The sequence below is a fragment of the Lacticaseibacillus nasuensis JCM 17158 genome, from assembly GCF_001434705.1.
Lineage (GTDB): Bacteria > Bacillota > Bacilli > Lactobacillales > Lactobacillaceae > Lacticaseibacillus > Lacticaseibacillus nasuensis.
On sequence record NZ_AZDJ01000002.1, the window covers coordinates 22445 to 41566 of the forward strand.

21 protein-coding genes and 1 pseudogene are annotated in these 19122 nt (G+C 51.3%); 11 read left to right on the plus strand and 11 right to left on the minus strand.

What is annotated here, in order from left to right:
* Nucleotides 1–28: 28 nt before the first annotated feature.
* The 9 genes from FD02_RS01655 (at nt 29) to FD02_RS01695 (ending at nt 9907) form a co-directional block, all read left to right on the plus strand.
* Entirely contained in the window at nt 29–937 is a 909-nt protein-coding gene (locus tag FD02_RS01655) for a carbohydrate ABC transporter permease (protein WP_056949973.1), read from the plus strand.
* Nucleotide 938: 1 nt separating this feature from the next.
* Nucleotides 939–1769: a carbohydrate ABC transporter permease gene (locus FD02_RS01660; RefSeq protein WP_056949974.1), complete on the plus strand. Its 831-nt coding sequence runs from the start codon at nt 939–941 to the stop codon at nt 1767–1769.
* A 107-nt stretch (nt 1770–1876) separates the two neighbouring features.
* The gene (locus tag FD02_RS01665) at nt 1877–2518 is read left to right on the plus strand and encodes a hypothetical protein (protein WP_156408205.1); all 642 of its coding nucleotides are present in this window, start codon (nt 1877–1879) and stop codon (nt 2516–2518) included.
* Entirely contained in the window at nt 2502–4817 is a 2316-nt protein-coding gene (locus FD02_RS01670; protein WP_056949976.1) for a glycosyl hydrolase family 65 domain-containing protein, read from the plus strand. Before FD02_RS01665 ends, FD02_RS01670 begins: the two co-directional genes overlap by 17 nt.
* Before the next feature lie 41 nt (nt 4818–4858).
* On the plus strand, nt 4859–5938 hold the full coding sequence (locus FD02_RS01675) for a LacI family DNA-binding transcriptional regulator (RefSeq protein WP_162255563.1): 1080 nt from the start codon (nt 4859–4861) through the stop codon (nt 5936–5938).
* Nucleotides 5928–7601 (plus strand): glycoside hydrolase family 36 protein, encoded by a 1674-nt coding sequence (locus tag FD02_RS01680; RefSeq protein WP_056949978.1) that lies wholly within the window; start codon nt 5928–5930, stop codon nt 7599–7601. The genes FD02_RS01675 and FD02_RS01680 overlap by 11 nt, the downstream gene beginning before the upstream one ends.
* Before the next feature lie 443 nt (nt 7602–8044).
* A complete protein-coding gene (locus FD02_RS01685) occupies nt 8045–8404 on the plus strand; it encodes a hypothetical protein (RefSeq protein WP_054723200.1) in 360 nt (119 codons plus the stop codon).
* An 83-nt stretch (nt 8405–8487) separates the two neighbouring features.
* Nucleotides 8488–9123 carry a hypothetical protein gene (locus FD02_RS01690; protein ID WP_054723201.1) on the plus strand — a complete coding sequence of 212 codons (636 nt, stop codon included), beginning with the start codon at nt 8488–8490 and terminating at the stop codon, nt 9121–9123.
* A gap of 256 nt (nt 9124–9379) precedes the next feature.
* A complete protein-coding gene (locus FD02_RS01695) occupies nt 9380–9907 on the plus strand; it encodes a sigma-70 family RNA polymerase sigma factor (protein ID WP_054723202.1) in 528 nt (175 codons plus the stop codon).
* 79 nt (nt 9908–9986) lie between these two features.
* On the opposite strand, the gene FD02_RS01700 is transcribed toward FD02_RS01695, so the two are convergent.
* The 8 genes from FD02_RS01700 to FD02_RS11650 form a co-directional block, all read right to left on the minus strand.
* Complete coding sequence (locus FD02_RS01700) at nt 9987–10901, minus strand: GH25 family lysozyme (protein WP_056949980.1); 915 nt, start codon at nt 10899–10901, stop codon at nt 9987–9989.
* A complete protein-coding gene (locus tag FD02_RS11340; protein ID WP_175265361.1) occupies nt 10898–11068 on the minus strand; it encodes a hypothetical protein in 171 nt (56 codons plus the stop codon). The genes FD02_RS01700 and FD02_RS11340 overlap by 4 nt, the downstream gene beginning before the upstream one ends.
* A gap of 57 nt (nt 11069–11125) precedes the next feature.
* Complete coding sequence (locus FD02_RS01705) at nt 11126–11344, minus strand: DUF2922 domain-containing protein (protein WP_054723685.1); 219 nt, start codon at nt 11342–11344, stop codon at nt 11126–11128.
* Nucleotides 11341–11604 (minus strand): hypothetical protein, encoded by a 264-nt coding sequence (locus FD02_RS01710; protein ID WP_054723687.1) that lies wholly within the window; start codon nt 11602–11604, stop codon nt 11341–11343. The genes FD02_RS01705 and FD02_RS01710 overlap by 4 nt, the downstream gene beginning before the upstream one ends.
* Nucleotides 11605–11694: 90 nt before the next feature.
* Nucleotides 11695–11925 carry a DUF2922 domain-containing protein gene (locus tag FD02_RS01715; RefSeq protein ID WP_054723689.1) on the minus strand — a complete coding sequence of 77 codons (231 nt, stop codon included), beginning with the start codon at nt 11923–11925 and terminating at the stop codon, nt 11695–11697.
* Between the two features lie 28 nt (nt 11926–11953).
* Nucleotides 11954–12196, minus strand: coding sequence for a DUF2922 domain-containing protein (locus FD02_RS01720; RefSeq protein ID WP_056949981.1), 243 nt, complete (start codon nt 12194–12196; stop codon nt 11954–11956).
* 31 nt (nt 12197–12227) lie between these two features.
* Nucleotides 12228–12437 carry a DUF1659 domain-containing protein gene (locus FD02_RS01725; RefSeq protein ID WP_054723691.1) on the minus strand — a complete coding sequence of 70 codons (210 nt, stop codon included), beginning with the start codon at nt 12435–12437 and terminating at the stop codon, nt 12228–12230.
* Nucleotides 12438–13384: 947 nt separating this feature from the next.
* On the minus strand, nt 13385–14170 hold the full coding sequence (locus tag FD02_RS11650) for a sortase domain-containing protein (protein ID WP_054723572.1): 786 nt from the start codon (nt 14168–14170) through the stop codon (nt 13385–13387).
* Between the two features lie 463 nt (nt 14171–14633).
* Between FD02_RS11650 and FD02_RS01735 the strand changes: the two genes are divergently transcribed.
* Nucleotides 14634–15530 (plus strand): PPK2 family polyphosphate kinase, encoded by an 897-nt coding sequence (locus tag FD02_RS01735; RefSeq protein WP_054723571.1) that lies wholly within the window; start codon nt 14634–14636, stop codon nt 15528–15530.
* Between the two features lie 55 nt (nt 15531–15585).
* Here the strand turns inward: FD02_RS01735 and FD02_RS11025 are convergent, their stop codons facing one another.
* Nucleotides 15586–16110, minus strand: coding sequence for a GNAT family N-acetyltransferase (locus FD02_RS11025; RefSeq protein ID WP_054723573.1), 525 nt, complete (start codon nt 16108–16110; stop codon nt 15586–15588).
* Nucleotides 16111–16128: 18 nt separating this feature from the next.
* Nucleotides 16129–16578: pseudogene (locus FD02_RS01740) on the minus strand (MarR family winged helix-turn-helix transcriptional regulator); the annotation flags it as partial.
* 204 nt (nt 16579–16782) lie between these two features.
* Here FD02_RS01740 and FD02_RS01745 point away from each other — a divergent pair.
* Complete coding sequence (locus FD02_RS01745) at nt 16783–17532, plus strand: SGNH/GDSL hydrolase family protein (RefSeq protein ID WP_056949986.1); 750 nt, start codon at nt 16783–16785, stop codon at nt 17530–17532.
* 66 nt (nt 17533–17598) lie between these two features.
* Here FD02_RS01745 and FD02_RS01750 read toward each other — a convergent pair.
* Nucleotides 17599–19122 (minus strand): mucin-binding protein (locus FD02_RS01750; RefSeq protein WP_156408206.1); only part of this gene is annotated, 1524 nt, incomplete at its 5' end.

Consider the following 19122-nt stretch of genomic DNA (forward strand, 5'->3'; position numbering starts at 1 on the left):
CACGCATTTTTAAGTGGAGGTGAGTCTTATGGCAAGAAGTAGTGAGAGAAAACGTGACATTACACAAGCGGCTGCATTTGTTTTACCTATGCTACTTGTATTGTTGATCTTTACGCTTTTTCCAATATTTTATTCATTGTATCTATCATTCAACAAGGTAAATCTGGTTGGGGATGTAAGCTACAATTTTGTGGGGTTTAAGAATTTTACGAATGCAATCACGGATGAGCGTGTGATTATCGCCTTAAAAAACACCTTAAAGTATGTTGTTGTGGTGGTTCCAATCCAGAGCATCTTAGCTTTAGTTCTCGCTACGGTATTGAATTCTGGCATCCGGTTTCAGAAAACATTTCGCTCTCTTTTGTTTATTCCAACATTAACATCGAGCTCGGCACTAACTTTGATATTCATGTTTATCTTCAGTTTAAATGGGCCATTAAATAGTCTGCTTCTCGATTTACACATTCTAAATAACCCGATCAATTACCTTAATGATCAGGGCTCCGTAATGTGGGCAATAATTGTTATGAACATCTGGTCCACTGTCCCGATGTTTATGACAATCTATCTATCGGGTCTTCAAGATATTGATTCGGCAATGTATGAGGCAGCAGATATTGATGGAGCGAATATGTTTCAGAAATGGTTTAAGATTACTGTTCCTCAGATTGCGCCCGTAACCAATTATGTTGTTATGATGGGATTGACGTCTACATTCCAGTTGTTTGATCAGCCCTATATCGTTTCTGGTGGTTCAGGAGGTCCTAATAACGCCACTCTCACTCTATCTCTGGTTATTTACCAATACGCTTTTCGTCAGTTTGGGACAATGGGATATGCATCTGCAATCGCGCTCCTGTTAACCATCGCAATTTTTGTTGTATCGATGATTTTCAGACACTTCTCCAGCGAGAATGTTACAGGGGAGGGACGATAGCATGCAAACAAAAAAGAAACGTATTACTCGAACAGTTGCATATGTATTGCTCACAATTTACTCAATAATTACTATCTATCCATTCTTGTGGGCGTTTTTGGCTTCATTTAAGCCCTATAGTGAGATTGTTCGGATTGGGGCACCTTTGTTCAGTTCAAACATGAGCTTAACTAATTATCAATATATTTTTACGCAGGATCCAATGTTCCCTCATTGGATAGTCAATTCTCTATTCATTGCCATCGTGGGTACTGCATTAAATATTCTTTTTAATAGTATGGGCGGTTATGCCCTGGCTCGGTTGAGCTTTCCGGGAAGACGAACATTGTTTATGGTGGTCTTAGTGTGCATTATGGTTCCTTCGCAGATTCTATTAATTCCAAACTATCTGATTATGAAGGCATTTGGGATCCTGGATTCTTATAATGCTTTGATATTGCCTTCAGCGATTAATTTTGCATATATTTTTATGATGCGACAGTTTTTCATTACATTTCCTAAGGAATTAGAAGAGTCAGCTCAATTGGATGGACTTGGTCGAATGGGTATATTTTTCCGAATTGTTGTACCAATGGCGAAATCATCAATTGCAACTCAAGGAATCTTTGTATTTATGGGCTTTTGGAATGATTTCATGCGTCCATTACTCTACATAACTTCAGAAAATAAATATACATTAACCTTGGGATTACAATCTTTCCAGACGCAGCATGGGATGCAATGGAACTACATTATGGCTGCAGCAATGATTACAATTTTACCGATTATATTTTTATACATAATCCTAAATAAGTACTTTATGACAGGAATGCGTATTGGCGGGGAAAAATAGTCTTGTGAGGGCATATGATGATGGTTTTCATTCAATTTGTGTCAGATGGAATCGAATTTTGGCGACCACATCTACATCCCCATCGCTCTGCAATCCAGTCACTGACTATGCTAATGACGTTGTTAGGGCTTGGAATGTTGTTGATGGTAGGCATACAGGGATACCGGGTTAATCAAGCAATTGGCCAGTCGATTATAGAAGTTGATCGAGCGGATATTAGATTGTTTCATAATCAGGCTATTCTCCAAGGAGATGTATCGGAGCTCAAAGTTCAGTCTCAAGGGCTTACGGTAAGTATGGATAAACATGCCATGACAATTTTGAATGAAACATTTATGTATGCTGATATGCCGACTTCTCCGCGGGGAAAGAGCGGGAGTGAGCGCATGAGCACTTGGTTAAAAGAAAATCGAGGAAAGATAGTTCAATCATCATTCTTATACGAATATATATATGCTGTTTCAATATTGTTTATAGGACTAGCAACTGTGGTGATTGGATCATACTTATATCGCAGTCAGGTTCAACGACAAATTCAGATGCCGCTGTTAGATGCACTGTATGTGGCTAGCTCTAATATTGTCATTCCGCTTCTAGCGCTGTTAGTTTTGAGCGGTTTTAACGTTCCGCATAGCCTTTCGACTGGACTTTTTCTTATTAGCTATTTGCTCTTACTATTTATTTCGGGCCGGAGCGCTCGGACGCCGATGGCTCAGACGGGGGCACAATCCTATGGAAAGCATCAATGATATTTTTGGTTACGACTCCTCAGGCGTAGGGACTTTAGTTGAGAAGCAGTTCAATTTAATGTGGCAGAATAAGATTGAATCTGTTTTCTCCCTTGGAAATGGATATTTAGGGCTAAGATCGGCTTTTGATGAAACATATCCTGGCCAGGTCCGTGGATTATATGTAGCTGGAACATTTCAAACTGCGGGTGGTTCAGAAATTTCGGAATTACCTAATTTTCCTGATGCAACAGCACTAAATGTTATCCTCGATGGGGAACCTATAGATCTTCGGCATGATGAATTCACTGATTATTCAAGGCAATTAAACCTCGCTAATGGCGAGTTATTACGTAAGTTTACAATTCGGCGGGAAGACAGGTCGTATGAACTATCTTTTCGGAGGTTTGTTTCATTCTCTCAAAAGCACTTGATTGTTACACAGCTACAAGTCATACCGAGTCATAATGGACAGTTAGTTTTTCAAGAAACGATTGATGGGACCCAGACTAATCATGGTGCACAACATTTTTTGGAAGGTGATAAGAGGGCAACGAATGATGGAATAGCGTATCAAACAGCTGCTCGTGATGGGAATCTTGAAGTGACACTATACCGATCAACAACTTTTAATTCGAAGCCCAGCCATGTTCGGACACTGTTTCCTAGGCGCCAAGTTAATCGCGAATGGACTTTATGCCTAGCTGCTGGACAGCCCTTGTCCATTACCAGTTGTGTGGTTGTTCTTACCTCACAAGATTCTGATCAACTCTACGTTGATAGAACCAGTCTTCTTAAACGTGCTGAAGATATTTCACAGGATGCGCAGACACAAGGTTATAAGAAAGAGCTTGAAAAAAGCGCATACGTTTGGAACCAACAAGTGTGGGCGGGCGTACCAGTAAGGATTACAAGTAATAACTCTTTTGATCAGTTTGTACTGAACTTTGGCCGTTATCATACTCATATTATGACTCCACAGGATAGTAGTCGGGTTAACATTGCAGCTAAAGGGCTCTCTGGGGAGGGATATCGGGGACATTCATTTTGGGATACCGATATATTTATGCTTCCATATTTTCAATATGAATACCCAAACATAGCCCGTAATTTACTGAAATACCGCGTATTGCAGTTGCCAAGCTGTCGGACCAATGCCGCTATCAATCACTATCAAGGTGCCCAGTATCCGTGGGAGTCAGCATTAATTTGCGAAGGAGAGACGACGCCAATCTGGGGAGATTTGGACGTTGATACTGGCAAGCCAATGAGAATCTGGACAGGCAAGATTGAGGCTCATATTACTGCAGATGTTGCTTATGCATTGTTGGCATATAGTAATTCCTTATCTGTAGGGGATAAATTTTACATCAATGACGCCTTTCCTGTATTAATCGACACTGCAAGATATTGGGCATCCCGGGTAACCTGGCGCACTGAGCACCGTCGATATGAGATTCTTGATGTGATTGGTCCAAACGAATATAAAGAGCACGTGGATAATAATGCCTATACAAATTATATGGCGTACTTCAATATGACGGCCGCATTATCTGCGATATCTGAGCTAAGAACGAATACGGAACAATACGATCAGCTCAATCAAAAATTCTTGCTCCAGGATTTGGAAAAACAACTAGCGTCTATTGTTTCTGCATTTTACCTACCAGTGCCGAACCGCGACCATATCTTGCCAGAGAATGACACATTTCTCGGTTTGAAGTCCCTGGATCTTTCTGCTTATCGTGAAAAGTCCGTTGGGAGTATTAGTGAGTCATTCAGCATGTCGTCGATTAATGAATACCAATTATGCAAACAGGCTGACGTCGTATTGGTTATGCAGATGTTTGCTGATAAGTTTGATTCAGAAACAAGAAAGCGCAACCTTGATTATTACGAAGCTCGAACACTGCACGACTCATCCTTATCCTTTGGCAGTCACGCAGTATTGTGTGCGCGTAATGAAGAAGTAGAAAAAGCCTATCAATATTTTGGCAAGGCCGGACTGATTGATTTGAACTCAGATCCCGTTGGGTCGGCGGAAGGTATCCATGCCGCTGCCATGGTGCAGTTGTGGAATGCTGTTGTGCAAGGATTTGCTGGTATATCTCAATTGGGTAGAATCTTGCAAATTGATCCTCATTTGCCTGAACAGTGGGCACAAGTTCAGTTTCCTATTCACTGGCAAGGAGCTTTGCTGAACATCACAATTAGTCATGATTCCGTACAGATTACAGGCAACGTTGAAGGACCGGTTCAACTGCAGGTCGGTCAGCATTCGGTAGAGTTTTCGGGTGATTGTACAGTTTCCCTCGATTAACCTTCCGGGTATTGTATACTCCATTGCGGGAGGTGGCCTTTTTGGTTGTTAAAATCTATGAAGTAGCACAAGTTGCAGGAGTGTCAGTGGCTACCGTTTCGCGAGTGTTTAATAATTATCCTGATGTGAGTGAGGAAACCAGGTTACGAGTCAGGGCAGCAGCAAATCAACTTGGATATGTGCCCAATGTGGCTGCACGCACATTATCTTCAAAATCCTTAAATAACGTTGCATTGATTCTCAATGAAGTAACACGGGGAAGAGAAGATGTGATTGGAATGCAGCTGATAGATGGCGTGTATCAGTATGCAACTAGTCACGACATTGGCTTTGTTTTGTACATGACTAATGCTGAAATACAGAAAAGGAAAACATTTGACCAGTTTTGCTTGGAACGAAATATAACTGGGACTGTGGTGCAAGGGTTAAGTACGGACGATCCCTTCATATGCCAAATTGAGAACAGTGAGATTCCGGTGGTGTCAGTTGATCTTGAAATACCGGGTCATAACACGGGATCAATATCTATAAATAACCAAGAAGCAGAACGAGTTGTGACCGAAAGAATGATACAGCAGGGAAGAAAGCACCTCATCATGATTAATGGATGGGCAAATGCGGAGGTTAGCCAGTCTCGGCAGCAGGGTTTTCTTCAGGCATTTGAGTCTTTGGGGTATTCACCTTTGGAATATACAATTCAGTATGCTGATTTCGATCAGCAACAAGCCAATACGATTGCACGGAGGCTGATGATTGAGCATCCCGAAATTGATGGATTTATTTGTGCTAGCGATGGAATGGCGATTGGGGTACTTAAAGCTGTACAGGCGTTGGGGATGAGGGTGCCAGAACAAGTAATGGTAGCGGGGTTTGATAACACAATTGCAAGTCAGTATCTTACGCCGTCACTGAGCACCGTTGAACAACATATGGATAGGATGGGGAATCGAGCTGCGAAGATGGTAGTTGACTTGATTAATCATCGGCTTCCGCGTGATCATGCTAAACGCCGTTTGTATACTTCATACGAATATATTCAAAGACGGAGTACGAACTTTGGTGGCTCCTCCAAATTACGCAATGGCCAAATATTTGATAAGGGTGAAACGGATGAAACTTGATATTCTCTCCTCAGATACAACAGTTGAAACGCAAAAGATGGAGCCAGGATTAAAGTTGTTAATATTCTCCTCTCCGGGGGAAATTATTTTCGATCTTACATGGCCGATGTTTGACATAGATGGGCAGTGGTATCCACTCAAACAATTTGATAATACAATTCATCCTGATTGGGTTGGACCGGTATCAATCAGTCCACATAGATCGGCCCCCGTCGTCTCGTATTATAATCGTCAGGGAGAAAATCGGCTTACAGTTGCACATGATGGACTCACAGCAATTACAGAATTGGGAGCTGGAGTCCACGAGGAAGATGGGACGTTGAGGGTTCGAATCAGCGCTAAACTTGACGCGTTGACTGTTCGTATTGACGAGAGACCTATTGAGTATCAGAACGCAATTCGAGAAGTGGTTAATTGGTGGCAACGAGGCATTTCCAATTATCCAAGTGTGCCTAGTCAAAGAGGCACCGTATTCTCTACTTGGTACGCGTATCACCAAGACATATCGCAGGTAATATTAGAAAAACTGATTCCCGATTTAGTTGAGTTAGGAATACACACTATAATTTTGGATGATGGTTGGCAAACTGATGACAACCATCGTGGATATGCTTACACAGGGGATTGGGACGTAGCTAAGAGCAAGTTTCCAGATTTCGGGAAGCTTGTTTCAGAATTGCACGAAAATGGAATTAAACTTGTAGTTTGGTTTAGTGTTCCGTATGTTGGTATGGCATCACGCCGGTGGCAAGAAGTGACGGGGCGAATGCTCTATGAGTTGCCAGAAGAACGTTGCGGAGTATTAGATATAAGATTTCAGTCCGTTATTGATGAATTGATTGGCCAATACCTTGAATTTATCGACAAGTATCACGTTGATGGCCTTAAGTTGGACTTTATTGATGCGTTTAGACAAGCCTCTACCTCTCCTGTGTTTGATCGGGGAAAAATGCAGTATGTCACTGTTGAAGATGGTTTGCTGACCTTGTTGTCCTCTCTCAAAGAACAGGTCTTACAACGGAATCCGAACTTTTTTATTGAATTCAGGCAATCATACATTGGCCCACTCATGCGACAATTTGCAAATGCATTTAGGGTGGCAGATTGTCCGTACTCTGCCCAAACAAATCATGTTGAAATTTGCGATTTGCGTTTACTAAGCGGTAACACCCCTGTTCATTCCGATATGATTATGTGGCATCCAGATGAGCGCCCGGAGGCAGTTGCGTTGCAGTTACAAGCGACCCTTTTCGGTGTACTTCAATTGTCGGTGCCCCCGGCGCGAATGACAAAGAATCAGCGCCAGGTAGTCCAACGGCATCTATCCTTGATTCGGAAGTATCAAGATGTCTTGCAGGAGGGGTACCTTCGGCCGACACACCCTGAGCTAAATTATCCAATGGTATACGCAACTATGGATGATACAACTTTTGTTCAACTTTCTGGAGGAGATTATCCAGTTGCTTTGAATACCAAACACGTTGTTATTTGCAATTCTAGTACCACTAAGTCAACTCGTGTCATCTGCAATCCGCTGGCTGAATATCAAGTAACCATTACCGATTGTTCTGGTCATCTGACTCGGCGTATGCATTTAATAAACCAGCATGAGGCCACTTTGCTTCAGGAGGTTGCTGGCATAACTACAATTGATATCCTTTGAAGGCGTAAGCTATACCCATAAATTGAAGTAATTCGTATAATTCGGAGATACCTCTGATTTGGTTCGAGTCATTATGCAGACTACTGTATTGCATTACCGAGTCTAGGCGGATGGATGATGATGAAAGGAACTGGATGAGCTTACTAGCGGTTGTGTAAAGCAGGACAATTAAGTTAACAGTTAAATTTACGCTTAAAAGAGACTGGTGAGAATCCTCAGCTGACGGGTGATTATCAGTTTTTTGTTGCTTCGTCTTGGGCCAGCGAGGACCAGGACGAAACACTATTAATAGTTTTAGCGTCAAGCTTACAGGGAATTGCGCCCAGAACTGCTCTGCACTTTTCTGGCGAGGTCATCACAATCCTCGAGAAATGAATGATAAACTAGCCTTCCAGTTGATATACTCAAAGTGTAGTCTGTTAAATGACCAGTGAGGGAACCGAATGACAGCAATAACTGATGAGCAGCGGAATGAAGCGCTGAAAATTTACGCGACGACAATTAAGAATTGTCAGAAGATGCGACCAAAGTTTGCGCCAGGCACATCCCAAGCTTCCCTGCTGACGAATCGAATCAAGGCGCTACAAGTGGTTGAGAGCATAGTACGAAACAGTGGCGAGTATTTTTCGCGTGACCAGCTGACCACCTCGGTAGCACCGATTAAATCAATCATCCATAAGACATCGGTGGCGAGAGGCAAGTATGCACCGGATCAGCCGGTGTATAAACGGTTTACGCCAATGATCAATGCAATGGAGATCGGGTTGGCTGCGTTAGCGCAACGGTTGAATCAAGAAGCGTGATAGTGACTAATCAGGTTTAAGGTCTAAGGCGTGTTTCGGGGCCGACAATCCGCGCGCTCAGCGTTTCCAAGGAGGCATGAACAATGATTCCAGACGAGTTAGCAAAGGCGCGCGAACTGTACGCGGTTCAACTGATCGTTCACCAGGTTGCGTACAGTGCCCATCATATTGGCACGTGTACGGAAGCCGAGGTGGCAGCAACGTGGCGCCGGGAACACCAGCAACCGACGTCCAAGCCAATGGCAGTGCTGTTGGCTGAGCTGGTGCGGCGCAAATACCTCATGGCTGTCGGCGGCCGAGCGACCGTCTACGCACCGGTGACTTCTGAGTTTTATGAAACGACCGGAGTGGGCGAAGAGTTGCCATCGCTGCGCATCGAACGCAATCCAGCCCAGGTTAAAGCACTGGTCGTGACTTGGCTGGCTGCTGAAATTGAGTCTCAGGGATCGCAAGACCAGGGGTTTACTAAATTTGGTGTCGGGGTTGGCTGGCCGCAAATTTCTAGGATGTTGGAGCGCGCGGGGATTGCCGGTCTGCACCCGACTCAACGGCCGTTGCTGAAGCGGACGTTTGATGAACTGGAGCGACGAGGCATCTGGCATCGCGAGAACTCAGATCACTACGACATGCGCACGTACTGGAAGGTCAATCCGGCGCTGTTAAAGCTTCCCACCACCCAGCGCGTTACCAAGATGCTACAAGCCTTGGCAACACATTGAGGCGCACATGTCGAAGCGCAACGGTTGGCGGCAGCAATGCCGCTATTTTTTCTTCCCCGTAAATCGCGTTTTCGCGCCCGTCACACCGGCATTCTTCGACACCAATAGTTTTCTGTTTCGCAAAACAGCGTCACACCGCGGCGAATTTGGCCAATTTGTGACTTTGTTTTGGATCCGCCGGCCGCCGTACACTGCTTCTATCATCAACGTTGGTGAAATTATCCGGCCCCGATCAGGCCATGAGGAGACGTTCACAATGAGAAGCTATGAGCGCGCATTCGCGTTTTATTTGGCGCATATGGGTGTGGTGGTGGCCGCCGTGAAGCGGCTAGGCATTTCGCCGCACACGGCCGAGTTTGACGATGTGGTGGCGGATGGGATGTTGATTTACGTCGATTATTACCGACGCTATCAGGATCACATCTCGACGGTAGAGGAGGTGAAGCAGTTCAATCAAATCGCCGGGTTTGTGGTGTTTCGGACGTTGCTACGGCGGCGCGAAGACATGCGCAAGCGGCAACAAGCCGATGCGGAGCGACCAATCGACCCGCTGGCCCCAACGGTGGTGCCGAGTGTGGAAGCTGACGTCGCAGTCAGTGCGGCGTTAGTGGATTTCATTGCCAGTCTGACTAGCGAAGAGCGGCAGGTCTTGAGCCAACTTTACGATGAGGACAGCACCTTGGCTGCCATTCCGAAGAAGCTTGGCATATCCATGTATCGGGTGCGGCAGATTCGTCGAAGCCTACAGAAGAAATACGTCGCAAGCCTGCACCGGCAACACTAGTCGGTTTACGCGCTTGTTTCACCAAAACTGGCCGGGAGGATCCAATCTGGTATCTTCCTGGCCGGTTTTTGGTGTCTGGTTATTTGAACTTGCCCCAGTAGTTGAGGCGCTTGTTGCCACTGGCTTGGCCCGAGGCGAGGTAGCCATACCCGCCGGTGCTCCGGGGCTGACGCAGCCAGACGTAGCCACCGAGGTAGGCGAAGGCGTTGTACTTAATGCTTTGGCCGGCCTTGATCTGGGCGATCACCTTGGCTGCCGTGCTGGGGCTGGTGCGCAGGTTGATGGTCCGGTCGGCGGTGAAGGTGCCGGTTTCCGCGTGCCAGGTAATGGCTGGTGCGGCCGGGGCCGCCGGCTTGGCGGCAGCCGGGGCGCTGTTGCTAGCTTTGGCCCAGCTTAACCAGCTGGCCTTGTCGCCGTTAAACCGGTCGAGGTCGAGGTTGCCGGCATACCCGGCGAGCCGCCCGGCGCTGGTGTATTGGTGCATCAAGGCACTGCCCCAGTACTTTGGGGCGCCGTTCAGGGCTCGGGTTTGGTACCCACTGACTAGCGCCATGGAATTATACTGCGCCACCCACAGCGGGTAGAGCTTGGCGACGGTGCTCCAATTGAGCGTGTTGGCCGGGCTGAGGCTCATGTAGATCAGCATGCGCACGCCGGTTTGTTGCTGGATGTACTGGAGAAACTTCAGGGCCTTGGCGGGGCCGGCGCTGTTTAAGAGGCCGGGGTCCTCGAAGTCGAGGGCGAGGATGGCCTGGCCCACGTAAGGCTTCACCTTGCTGAGAAAATACTTGGCCTCGGCTGCCGGGTCGTTGTTGGTTTGGTAGTGATACAGGCCGAACAGCTTGCCTGCGGCCTTAGCTTGTTGAATGTGCTTGGCCATGAGGGGATTGGTGTAGGTGGTGCCTTCGGTGGCCTTGACGACGGCGAAGTCGCCGGGGATTTTGGTCAAATCGAGGGGATTGTGGCTGGAGACGTCGATTCCGTTAAGAGTCATTGCGATTTACCTCCTGAGTTGGTGATGAAGCGGTCGAGTTCGGTCAGTAGCTTCTGGATCTCCGTTGTGAGTAGGTCGAATTTCTTCTCGAGGCGCAGTAAGACGACTATGGCGATGGCGAAGCCGCCGGCCTGTTCGAGAATCAGTTTTAAGGTTTCTGCGTCCATGATAGGGCTCCTTTCGTGAGAATGTTCTGCCGGCTGGTTCGGGTTCGCCTGGTGGGGTTAGTTTTGGAACAGCACGGTGGTGTTTGAATCGATCAAAGTGGCGCTAATGGGTCTGTCCATGATGTTGACGAAATCCACTTGGAACATGTTAGATGCCGAGATCAGCAGCATCGCGTTTTTGATCTGTTGCGGGGTGGGGTCGGCGGTGGCGTTGGGTACGCGCAGCGTGCTCAGATTGCCTCGGCGGTCGCTGAATTGTAAGAGATAAGTTTTCATGATGCGCTCCCTTCTAAGCGAGTTAGATTACTAAAGTCATAGCGCTCGATGGTAGTGGTCGTGGCATGATCGATGCGCATGCCGGCGTAAAATGTCTCTAACGCGCTGCCATAAACCAGAAAGCTTTGCGGGGGCGCATAGCTATCGATGCCGGTGAAGTGAACGGACAGCGTCTGGGTGGGGTCGTTAATACCCACCAACGTATAGGTTACGCTGGCCCCAACCAGCTCCGAGTAGTTAAATTTGTTATAGTCGTACATTGTGGCTCCTTTCTCAGCGGTTAGGCTGGTGGTCCTCGAGTCAGCCCCGCCGGCTAGGGTTAGTCGGCAGGGTGACTCGAGGACTGCGGGTTAGTTGGCCAGCAGGTCAGTTATCACGGTGCGCTCGGTTGACACGAGCTTGGCTGAATAAGCCGTTACGTAGTAGCTGACCCCGGCGCGGCTGATGATTCCGGCGGCAGCGATTTGATTCATCGCCTGCCGGACGCGCAGTGGCGAGATGGCCGGGTCGACGCCGGTCAGGCTCAGACTTTTCTTGGCGCCATTCGAGGCCAGAAACGTCATGGTTAAGACATCAGTCATGTGATCACCTCCCTTCTGGCGTCATGGGTTAGGCCGCGACCACTGGATTCTTGGAATCGTCGACCAGCACCTGCGTATCGGTTTGAATCAACTTTGCCGTGTAGATGGAACGGTAGTAGCGCACCCCGTTGCGGCCAATCAGGTCGGCGTTGATGATGCCGTTCATCGCGGCACGCAGCCGCGCGGCATCGACTGCCGAGTCGACATTGGGGATGGTGACGGTTTTGCGGGTACCGTCGCTGGCGACGAAGGTCATTTGGGCATTGAACATGAGTTCACCTCCTTTCTGTCAAAGTAATGGATTAGCGGCTGACTGCCGTGGTCGTGCTGAGCGTGATGCCTTTGAGCGGGCTGTCGTTGCGCAGCATTGCCAGAGCGTCGCCGAACTGGAACAGCCGCTCTTCGCTTGCGTCAGGGTCAACGTTACCGACGCGGCGCGTGATGTCGTGCTCGGGGTCTTGCGGATTGGCAAAGTGGAACACGGCGCCTTGGTTGAGAATTTCCTTGGCCATGGTGGTCACCTCCTTTGGTGGATTTGCAGGTCAATTGCCTACACCCATATAAAGCGCTCAGCTCAGAAAAGTGTTAAAAGTGCTCGAAAAACGCCGGTATGACTTGTTTTCAGAGCACAGCAAAAATCGCGGTTTTCAAAAAAATCTCACGACTTAGGGACCGATTCAGCGGGAAAATGGTGTGAGTTTGTCACGCACAATTCTTCACCAAAAGTATTCGCCAGAATTTACTTTTTCGGACGAGCGGGTTGCCTCACCCGCTTAATTTTCCCCGCAATCCTCAAAAATACGGTGTTGATATACCGGGCTTTGTGGGCTGTTTTTGACACTTTTCTGAGCTGAGCGCTTTATATGGGTGTAGGGCAAATGATCCAACACAAGCGATTTGACCTACTCACCGGAGCCGGCGAATCTGTGGCTGATCCAAGCTTGTGGGCCGCAGGTTTTAACGCTTTGGTGAGCTCCACCCTCCTCAATTAGGCTGCGCCACATGTGCTACTGGCTCGTGCTGCTTCGGCGGCGTGTCACCCGTACCACGCCAGGTCTTTGGCCGTTTCCCGAGGAGGCCGCTGGCCGTCACCCTTAGTCCGTCATGGGTATGTAAATTGCAAGCGGCGCTTATCGGCTGCGCCACATGTGCTACTGGCTCGTACTGTTTCGGCGGTGTGTCACCCGTACCACGCCAGGTCTTTGGCCCCAGCCGCTTGCGCGCATCCCATGACAATCATTGCCCCGCCGCGTCCGTCGCGAACGCGCGGCGGGGCCCTCGGTAGCCGGACGTCCGTTGCCGAGTGGGGCAAGCAGGCCACTTGCCCGGTGACACCAAAATGCCCTGACGACTGAAAAGTCGGCAGGGCATTTGGCGTGGCCTGGCAGTAATTGAGATCAGCTATCACATGGGCGAGTGTTGGATCAAGCCGGTCGGTGATGGCCCAGGCTGATCGAGATTACTGCGCGAAGACAATGTAGTTGGTGTTGGCTCCGATGCAAGTTTGCAGCGTGATTCGTTGCCCACCACCAGTACCGGTGATTTGATTCCAATAGTCTGTCCCATTGGCGGCTCGACTGTTGTCATCGACGGTGACCGTTGCATAAACCGTATATGTTCGCGGCTGTCCGGCGGCATCGGTCACGATAATCTGACTGCCCCGGTGAAGGCTGGCCACAACGCCGAAACTGCCGGGATTGTGGCCAATGAAGTGTGTGTTCTGGCCCGACGAATTGCTATAGTGCGCTTGCCCACCCCAGGTAGCGGCGCCACTGCCAGGGGCGGCACCGTTGGCCATGCTACCTTGAATGTAGTGGATGGCCACACCGTTAATATACAGGGTGTTGGCCGCATACTGACTGGCTGGGTGAGTCGTTGGCCGGCGGTGTTGGTACTGACGTTGTGCAGACGCTACGGTGGCTACCTGGCGATCGGTGTTGGTCGTGGTCCCTTGAGTGGTGGCGCCCGCCACTTGGGTTGGGCTGGTTTGGGCGGCGGGTGGCTCGGCTGCGGTCGCTTTAGCTTTGGCACTCGCGGTGGCTCGTTTCAGAGCTCGGGTGTGCTTAGCGAAGGCAATTTGGTCAATTTGGCGGCGGGCGGCCGATTGTGTCAATGGTTGAATGGTTGGGCCGGTGGCGACTGTTTCGGTCGGGACGGGATGCGTGTACAGCGGCCGCTGGCTCCCAAACACTAGAACGACAACACCAATCACGAATGCCAGTGCAGCGAAAATCCTTTTCATCATTAAGACCCCCAAATCTTAAGATTGAGAAACTGTGAACAACCTTGTTCACATGAATAAGCATAGGCGGGCGAACGGCTTTTCCCCCAAATGTAAATTCGTTGTAAAAGGATAATCTTATGACAATGATACCGGTGTGACGGCGCTTGCGGCGGATGAGTTCACAGACCACAAATATTTTTTTGCAAACTAGATTCGGCGGGAGCGGTGTATCTTTTGCAATATCTCGTTTGCTGGTGATAATGGAAAGCATAGTCATCTATGTGCACTTGTGGGGGAGTGCACAGGAGTGTGAGTACAAAAGACTGGGCGAACTTGATGGCTATGATGATTCACATGAGCAACGAACTGAACACCTAGTCAGGGCATGCTGGGGGAGGCATGCCTTTTGTTTGCCCACTGCAGACTAGGTGCGCGGTTGGCCCGCAACTCGGTATAATGGGGCCAAGAGATAGGAGGATTGCTGATGAAACTCGACTTAGCACCATTCACCTACGATGGCACCGGAGACTTTCACTTGAAGGACTGGGATACTGGCGTGCCGAAAGCCGCCAAGGGCCTCAGCGAAGCAGAGATCAAAACCGAAATCGCCAAGGACGTGGAAGCGTTCAGTGACGCCCAAGGCAAACTTTATGCGCAGAAACGCTACAGCCTGTTATTGATTTTCCAAGGGCTCGACGCGGCGGGGAAGGATGGCATGATTCGCCACGTGATGTCCGGGGTGAACCCGGAAGGCACGAATGTGGTGTCGTTCAAGCAGCCGACTGCCGAAGAGCTCGCGCACGACTACCTGTGGCGCACGCGGGTCGCGTTTCCGCCGGCCGGGAACATCACCATCTTCAACCGCTCGCACTACGAGGAGGTGCTGGTCGACCGGGTGCACCCGGAGAACCTGCTGGCCGAGCACTTGCCCGGCATCGACGCGGTAGGTGACGTCACGCCGCAGTTCTGGGCGCGGCGGTACAAGGACATTCGCCAGCTGGAGCACCTGGCCAGCCGCAACGGCATCGTCGTCGAGAAGTTCTTCTTGCACCTCAGCAAGGACGAACAGAAGCAGCGCTTCCTCGACCGCATTGAACAACCGGATAAAAACTGGAAGTTCTCCGCGGCCGACATCCGCGAGCGCCGCTACTGGGCGGAGTATCAACAGGCCTATGAGGACGCGATTGCCCACACGGCGACCAAGCGCGCGTCGTGGCACATCATTCCCGCCGACAACAAGTGGTTCGGCCGGCTGGTGGTGTCCAAGCTGATCCTGCAAAGCATGGCGCGCTTGCCGCTGGCTTATCCAGAGGTGACGGCTGAGCAAAAAGCCGAGTTGCACGCGGCCCTAGAAGAGTTAACGGACGGCAAGGGCGCATAACGCAACCAGCCGCATCACCAACAATTGGTTGGCGGTGCGGCTGGCTTTTTTTTTGCTATTCGACGCTGGCTTCCATCAGCCAGTCGCGTTGCGGGTCGCTGCCGACGACAAAGGCGTGTGCGCCGACTTTGTGGAACCCGCGCTTGGCGTAAAAGGCCTTGGCGGGTTCGTTGTGCTCCCAGACGCCTAGGGCAATGGTGTCCTTGTGTAGGCGCTGGGCCATGTGCAAGGCGTGATCGTACAGGCGGCTGCCGAGGCCCTGGTGCTTGTAGGCGGGCAGGATGTAGATGCGCTCGAGCTCCAAGGCGTTGGTGGCCTTGACGTCTGCGGTGACGGCGGCGTCGACGTTGAGCTTGAGGTAGCCGGCGACGGTGCCACCCACCGTGATGAACCAGAAGGTGGTGCCCGGGGTGTTGAGCTCGGCGGTTAAGGCCGCCGGCGAGTAGGCCGTGTCGAGAAAAGCCGCCATGTCGTCCGGGGCGGTGTTGGCGTTAAAGGTGTCGGCGAAGGTGGTGCGGGCCAGCTGCACGAGCTGGGGGATCTGGGCAACGGTAACGGGGATGATTTGCGGATTGGTCATGGGGGTTGCTCCTTGTGAATAGTCGCGGTGGCCGCCACGCTTGACGAGTTGCCAGTCGTGGTCGACGTTGGCGCACATTTGATTGAGTAGGCGTTCGAGCGTCTGCACCTCTTCTGGGCTCATGCCCGCCAGCGCTTGGTGCAGCGAGTACGCATTTTCTTGGTGAATCGGGACGTAGGCGGCTTGGCCGGCGGCGGTGGGGTAAAGGCGGTTGGCCTTGCCGTTGGCCGGGTCGGGGCGCTTGGTGACGAGGCCTTGGTCGGTGAGCTTGGCGACGCTGCGGGCAACGGTGGCGCGGTCGACCTTGAGCTGATTGACCAGCTGTTCTTGAATGATGCCGGGTTGCTCGACGATGCGCACCAGGTAGAGGTACTGGCCGCGGGTCAAGTTGAGGTCGCGGAATTCGATGTTGGCAATGCTGTCCAAGGCGCGGGCCACCACGCCGATTGCGCGTAAGGCGTCTAACATAGGCTCACCTGCTTTCTGGAATGAGTATACGCCTGTGTGTTGCAAATGCAATACCTGAGTTTGGAGCTAAAAAACGTCTTGCCCGCGGCACTGGTGGGCGAGATGTTGGTTATTTTGCTGAGGCCACTTGTCGATAATCGATTGTCCATGTGGGGTTGCGGCAGCCGGGGCCGGGTCTTATTCTGTGGGCAGGCGGAAGTGCTGATGACAAAATCTGTTCGATTCGTTGAAATGGTTGGCGCCGGGGTGACGGCGGTGGCGCTGACGGGCCTTGCCCACGCGACTGTGCGGCTGGCGCGTGGCAACCAGCCACAGTATGCGCCGGGGGCGGCGACGCTGGATCCAACGTCGCCGCTATATGGCAAGCGCATCGTGTTTCTCGGGTCGTCGATCACCTATGGCGCGGCGGCTCACGGCCGGTCATTCGTCGATGACCTGGCCGCCAGCGACGGGGTGATTGCTGGCAAGCTGGCAATCTCCGGCACGACGCTAGCGGGACACGAGGCGAGTAGCTACGTGTCGCGGCTGGCGGCGTTTCACCCTGCCGTGACCCCCGATGCATTCGTCTGTCAGCTGTCCACCAATGACGGGCGGCAAGGCAAGCCGCTGGGGATGATTGCCGAACCGGGAGTGACCCAGTTTGACGCCGACACGACCATCGGGGCCATTGAGACGATTGTCAGTCGGGTGCAACGGGACTGGGGCTGTCCGATCCTGTTTTACACCTGCCTGCTCCAACCGGATGCGGACTACTCGGCGTTGATCGCCGCGCTGAGGCAGTTACAAGCTAAATACCACTTCGCCATTCTCGACTTGCACGGGGATGCGGCGCTGGCTAGCGCCACGAAGCAACATCCCGGTGCGATGTTCGACGACGCGCACCCGACGCAGCTGGGTTACAGCAAGCTATGGACGCCGCTGTTCCGCCAGGCGTTAGGGAACTTGCTGGCGTGAGCTAAAGTCAAAACAACAGGCGTTGCCCGAGTAACGGGTAACGCCTGTTGTTTTGGCTAACTGGTTCTAATTGTGTTTCTTCCGGGGCTTGGCGAGGCCGAAGATGCCGGTGAGGAACATCAGCCCCAGCACCGCGTATTGCGTGCCTTGCGCGTCGCCGGTAGTCGGCAGCCTGTGCGCCGCGTCGCCGGTTTGCCCTTGCGAGGTGCCTGTCGCCCGCCGGCTCGAGGTGCCTGTCGCCTGACCGGTTGCGGTACCGCCAGGCTGCCCGGTCGTCTTGGACGAGCCCCCTGTCAAGCCGGTTTCCGGCAGGCCACCATGCGGCCCGCCAGTGCTTGGCTTCGTCAGCACGATGGTCAGGCGCTGGGTGGCGGTCCGATCGTCATCGAAGTGGGCGCCCTTTGCCGCATTGGTGACGACTTTGTAGCCCTTGGCCGTCAGCGCCGCCAGGATCGCCTGGTAGCTGCTGGTTGGAATCGCGCTACCCGATGGGCCGCTGACCGTCACGACATCATAAGTGCCGTGACCCTTGATGACAAAAATGATCTCAGCCGTTTGCTGATCGATGGTGTAGGTCACCGTCACCGCAGAATCCGTCAAGTCAGCCGGGTTAGTAGTCGTGCGAATGCCAACTTTTGCCACGCTGGTTTGATCTGGCGTGTAGCCCGGAATGGCCGGGGTCGGCACGGCAGGATAGCCGGCTTGGGCGGTGGCAATGACGCCGCCGGTGACGACATCTACGCTGGTCAACCACTTGACGGTTTGAACCACCGGCGCCGGTGACTGCGCGCCACCACCGATATAGGTGATCGTCCGCTTGGTGGTCCGGGAGCCGTGCTGAATGATGTGCTTCAGGTGCACCGTGACGTCTGGCGTCTGCGCCGAGAAGGTGACGGTGCCATTGGCCGGCTGATCTGGGGCCAGTTCGTAGCCGGTTGGGATGGTGGCGGTCCAATCCGCGGTGGTGTCGGTCTTGCCACTGAGCGTCTCGGGATTGCCGACTGGCGCGCCGCCTTTGTCGTCGTCGACGTACTTCACCTGGGTGGTTTGGTCGTCGGCGGTGTAGGTAACGGTGACATCAGTGTCCTTTATGGTTTGTGGATCGGTGACGGTTTGAATACCCACCTTAGCCACACTCGTTTTATCTGGCGTGTAGCCCGCGATGGTCGGCGTGTTTACTTCGGCATAATCACTGTTATCCGTTGCGATGAAGCTGTCCGTCGCCTTGTCAGTGCTGGTGTGCCAGGTCGTTGTTTGAACCACTTTCTCCGGTGTCTTGGTGCCCGCACCGGTATAGGTGATGGTCCGAGTGGTCGTTGTGGTGACGTGGTCAATCACGTGCTTCAGGTGGATGGTGACACTCGGTGTATTGGTTGTAAAGGTCACGGTACCAGTGGCTGGTTGATTGGATGCTAATTTGTAGCCATCAGGCACGGTGGCGGTCCAGTCAGTAGTGCCGCCAGTCTTCCCACTCAATTTTTGAGTGATGCCAACCTGCGCACCGTCTGCGTCATCATCGACGTACTTCAAGTCAGCGGTTTGGTCATTGCCAGTATAGGTGACCGTTACATCTTGTGGATTGGTTGGTTT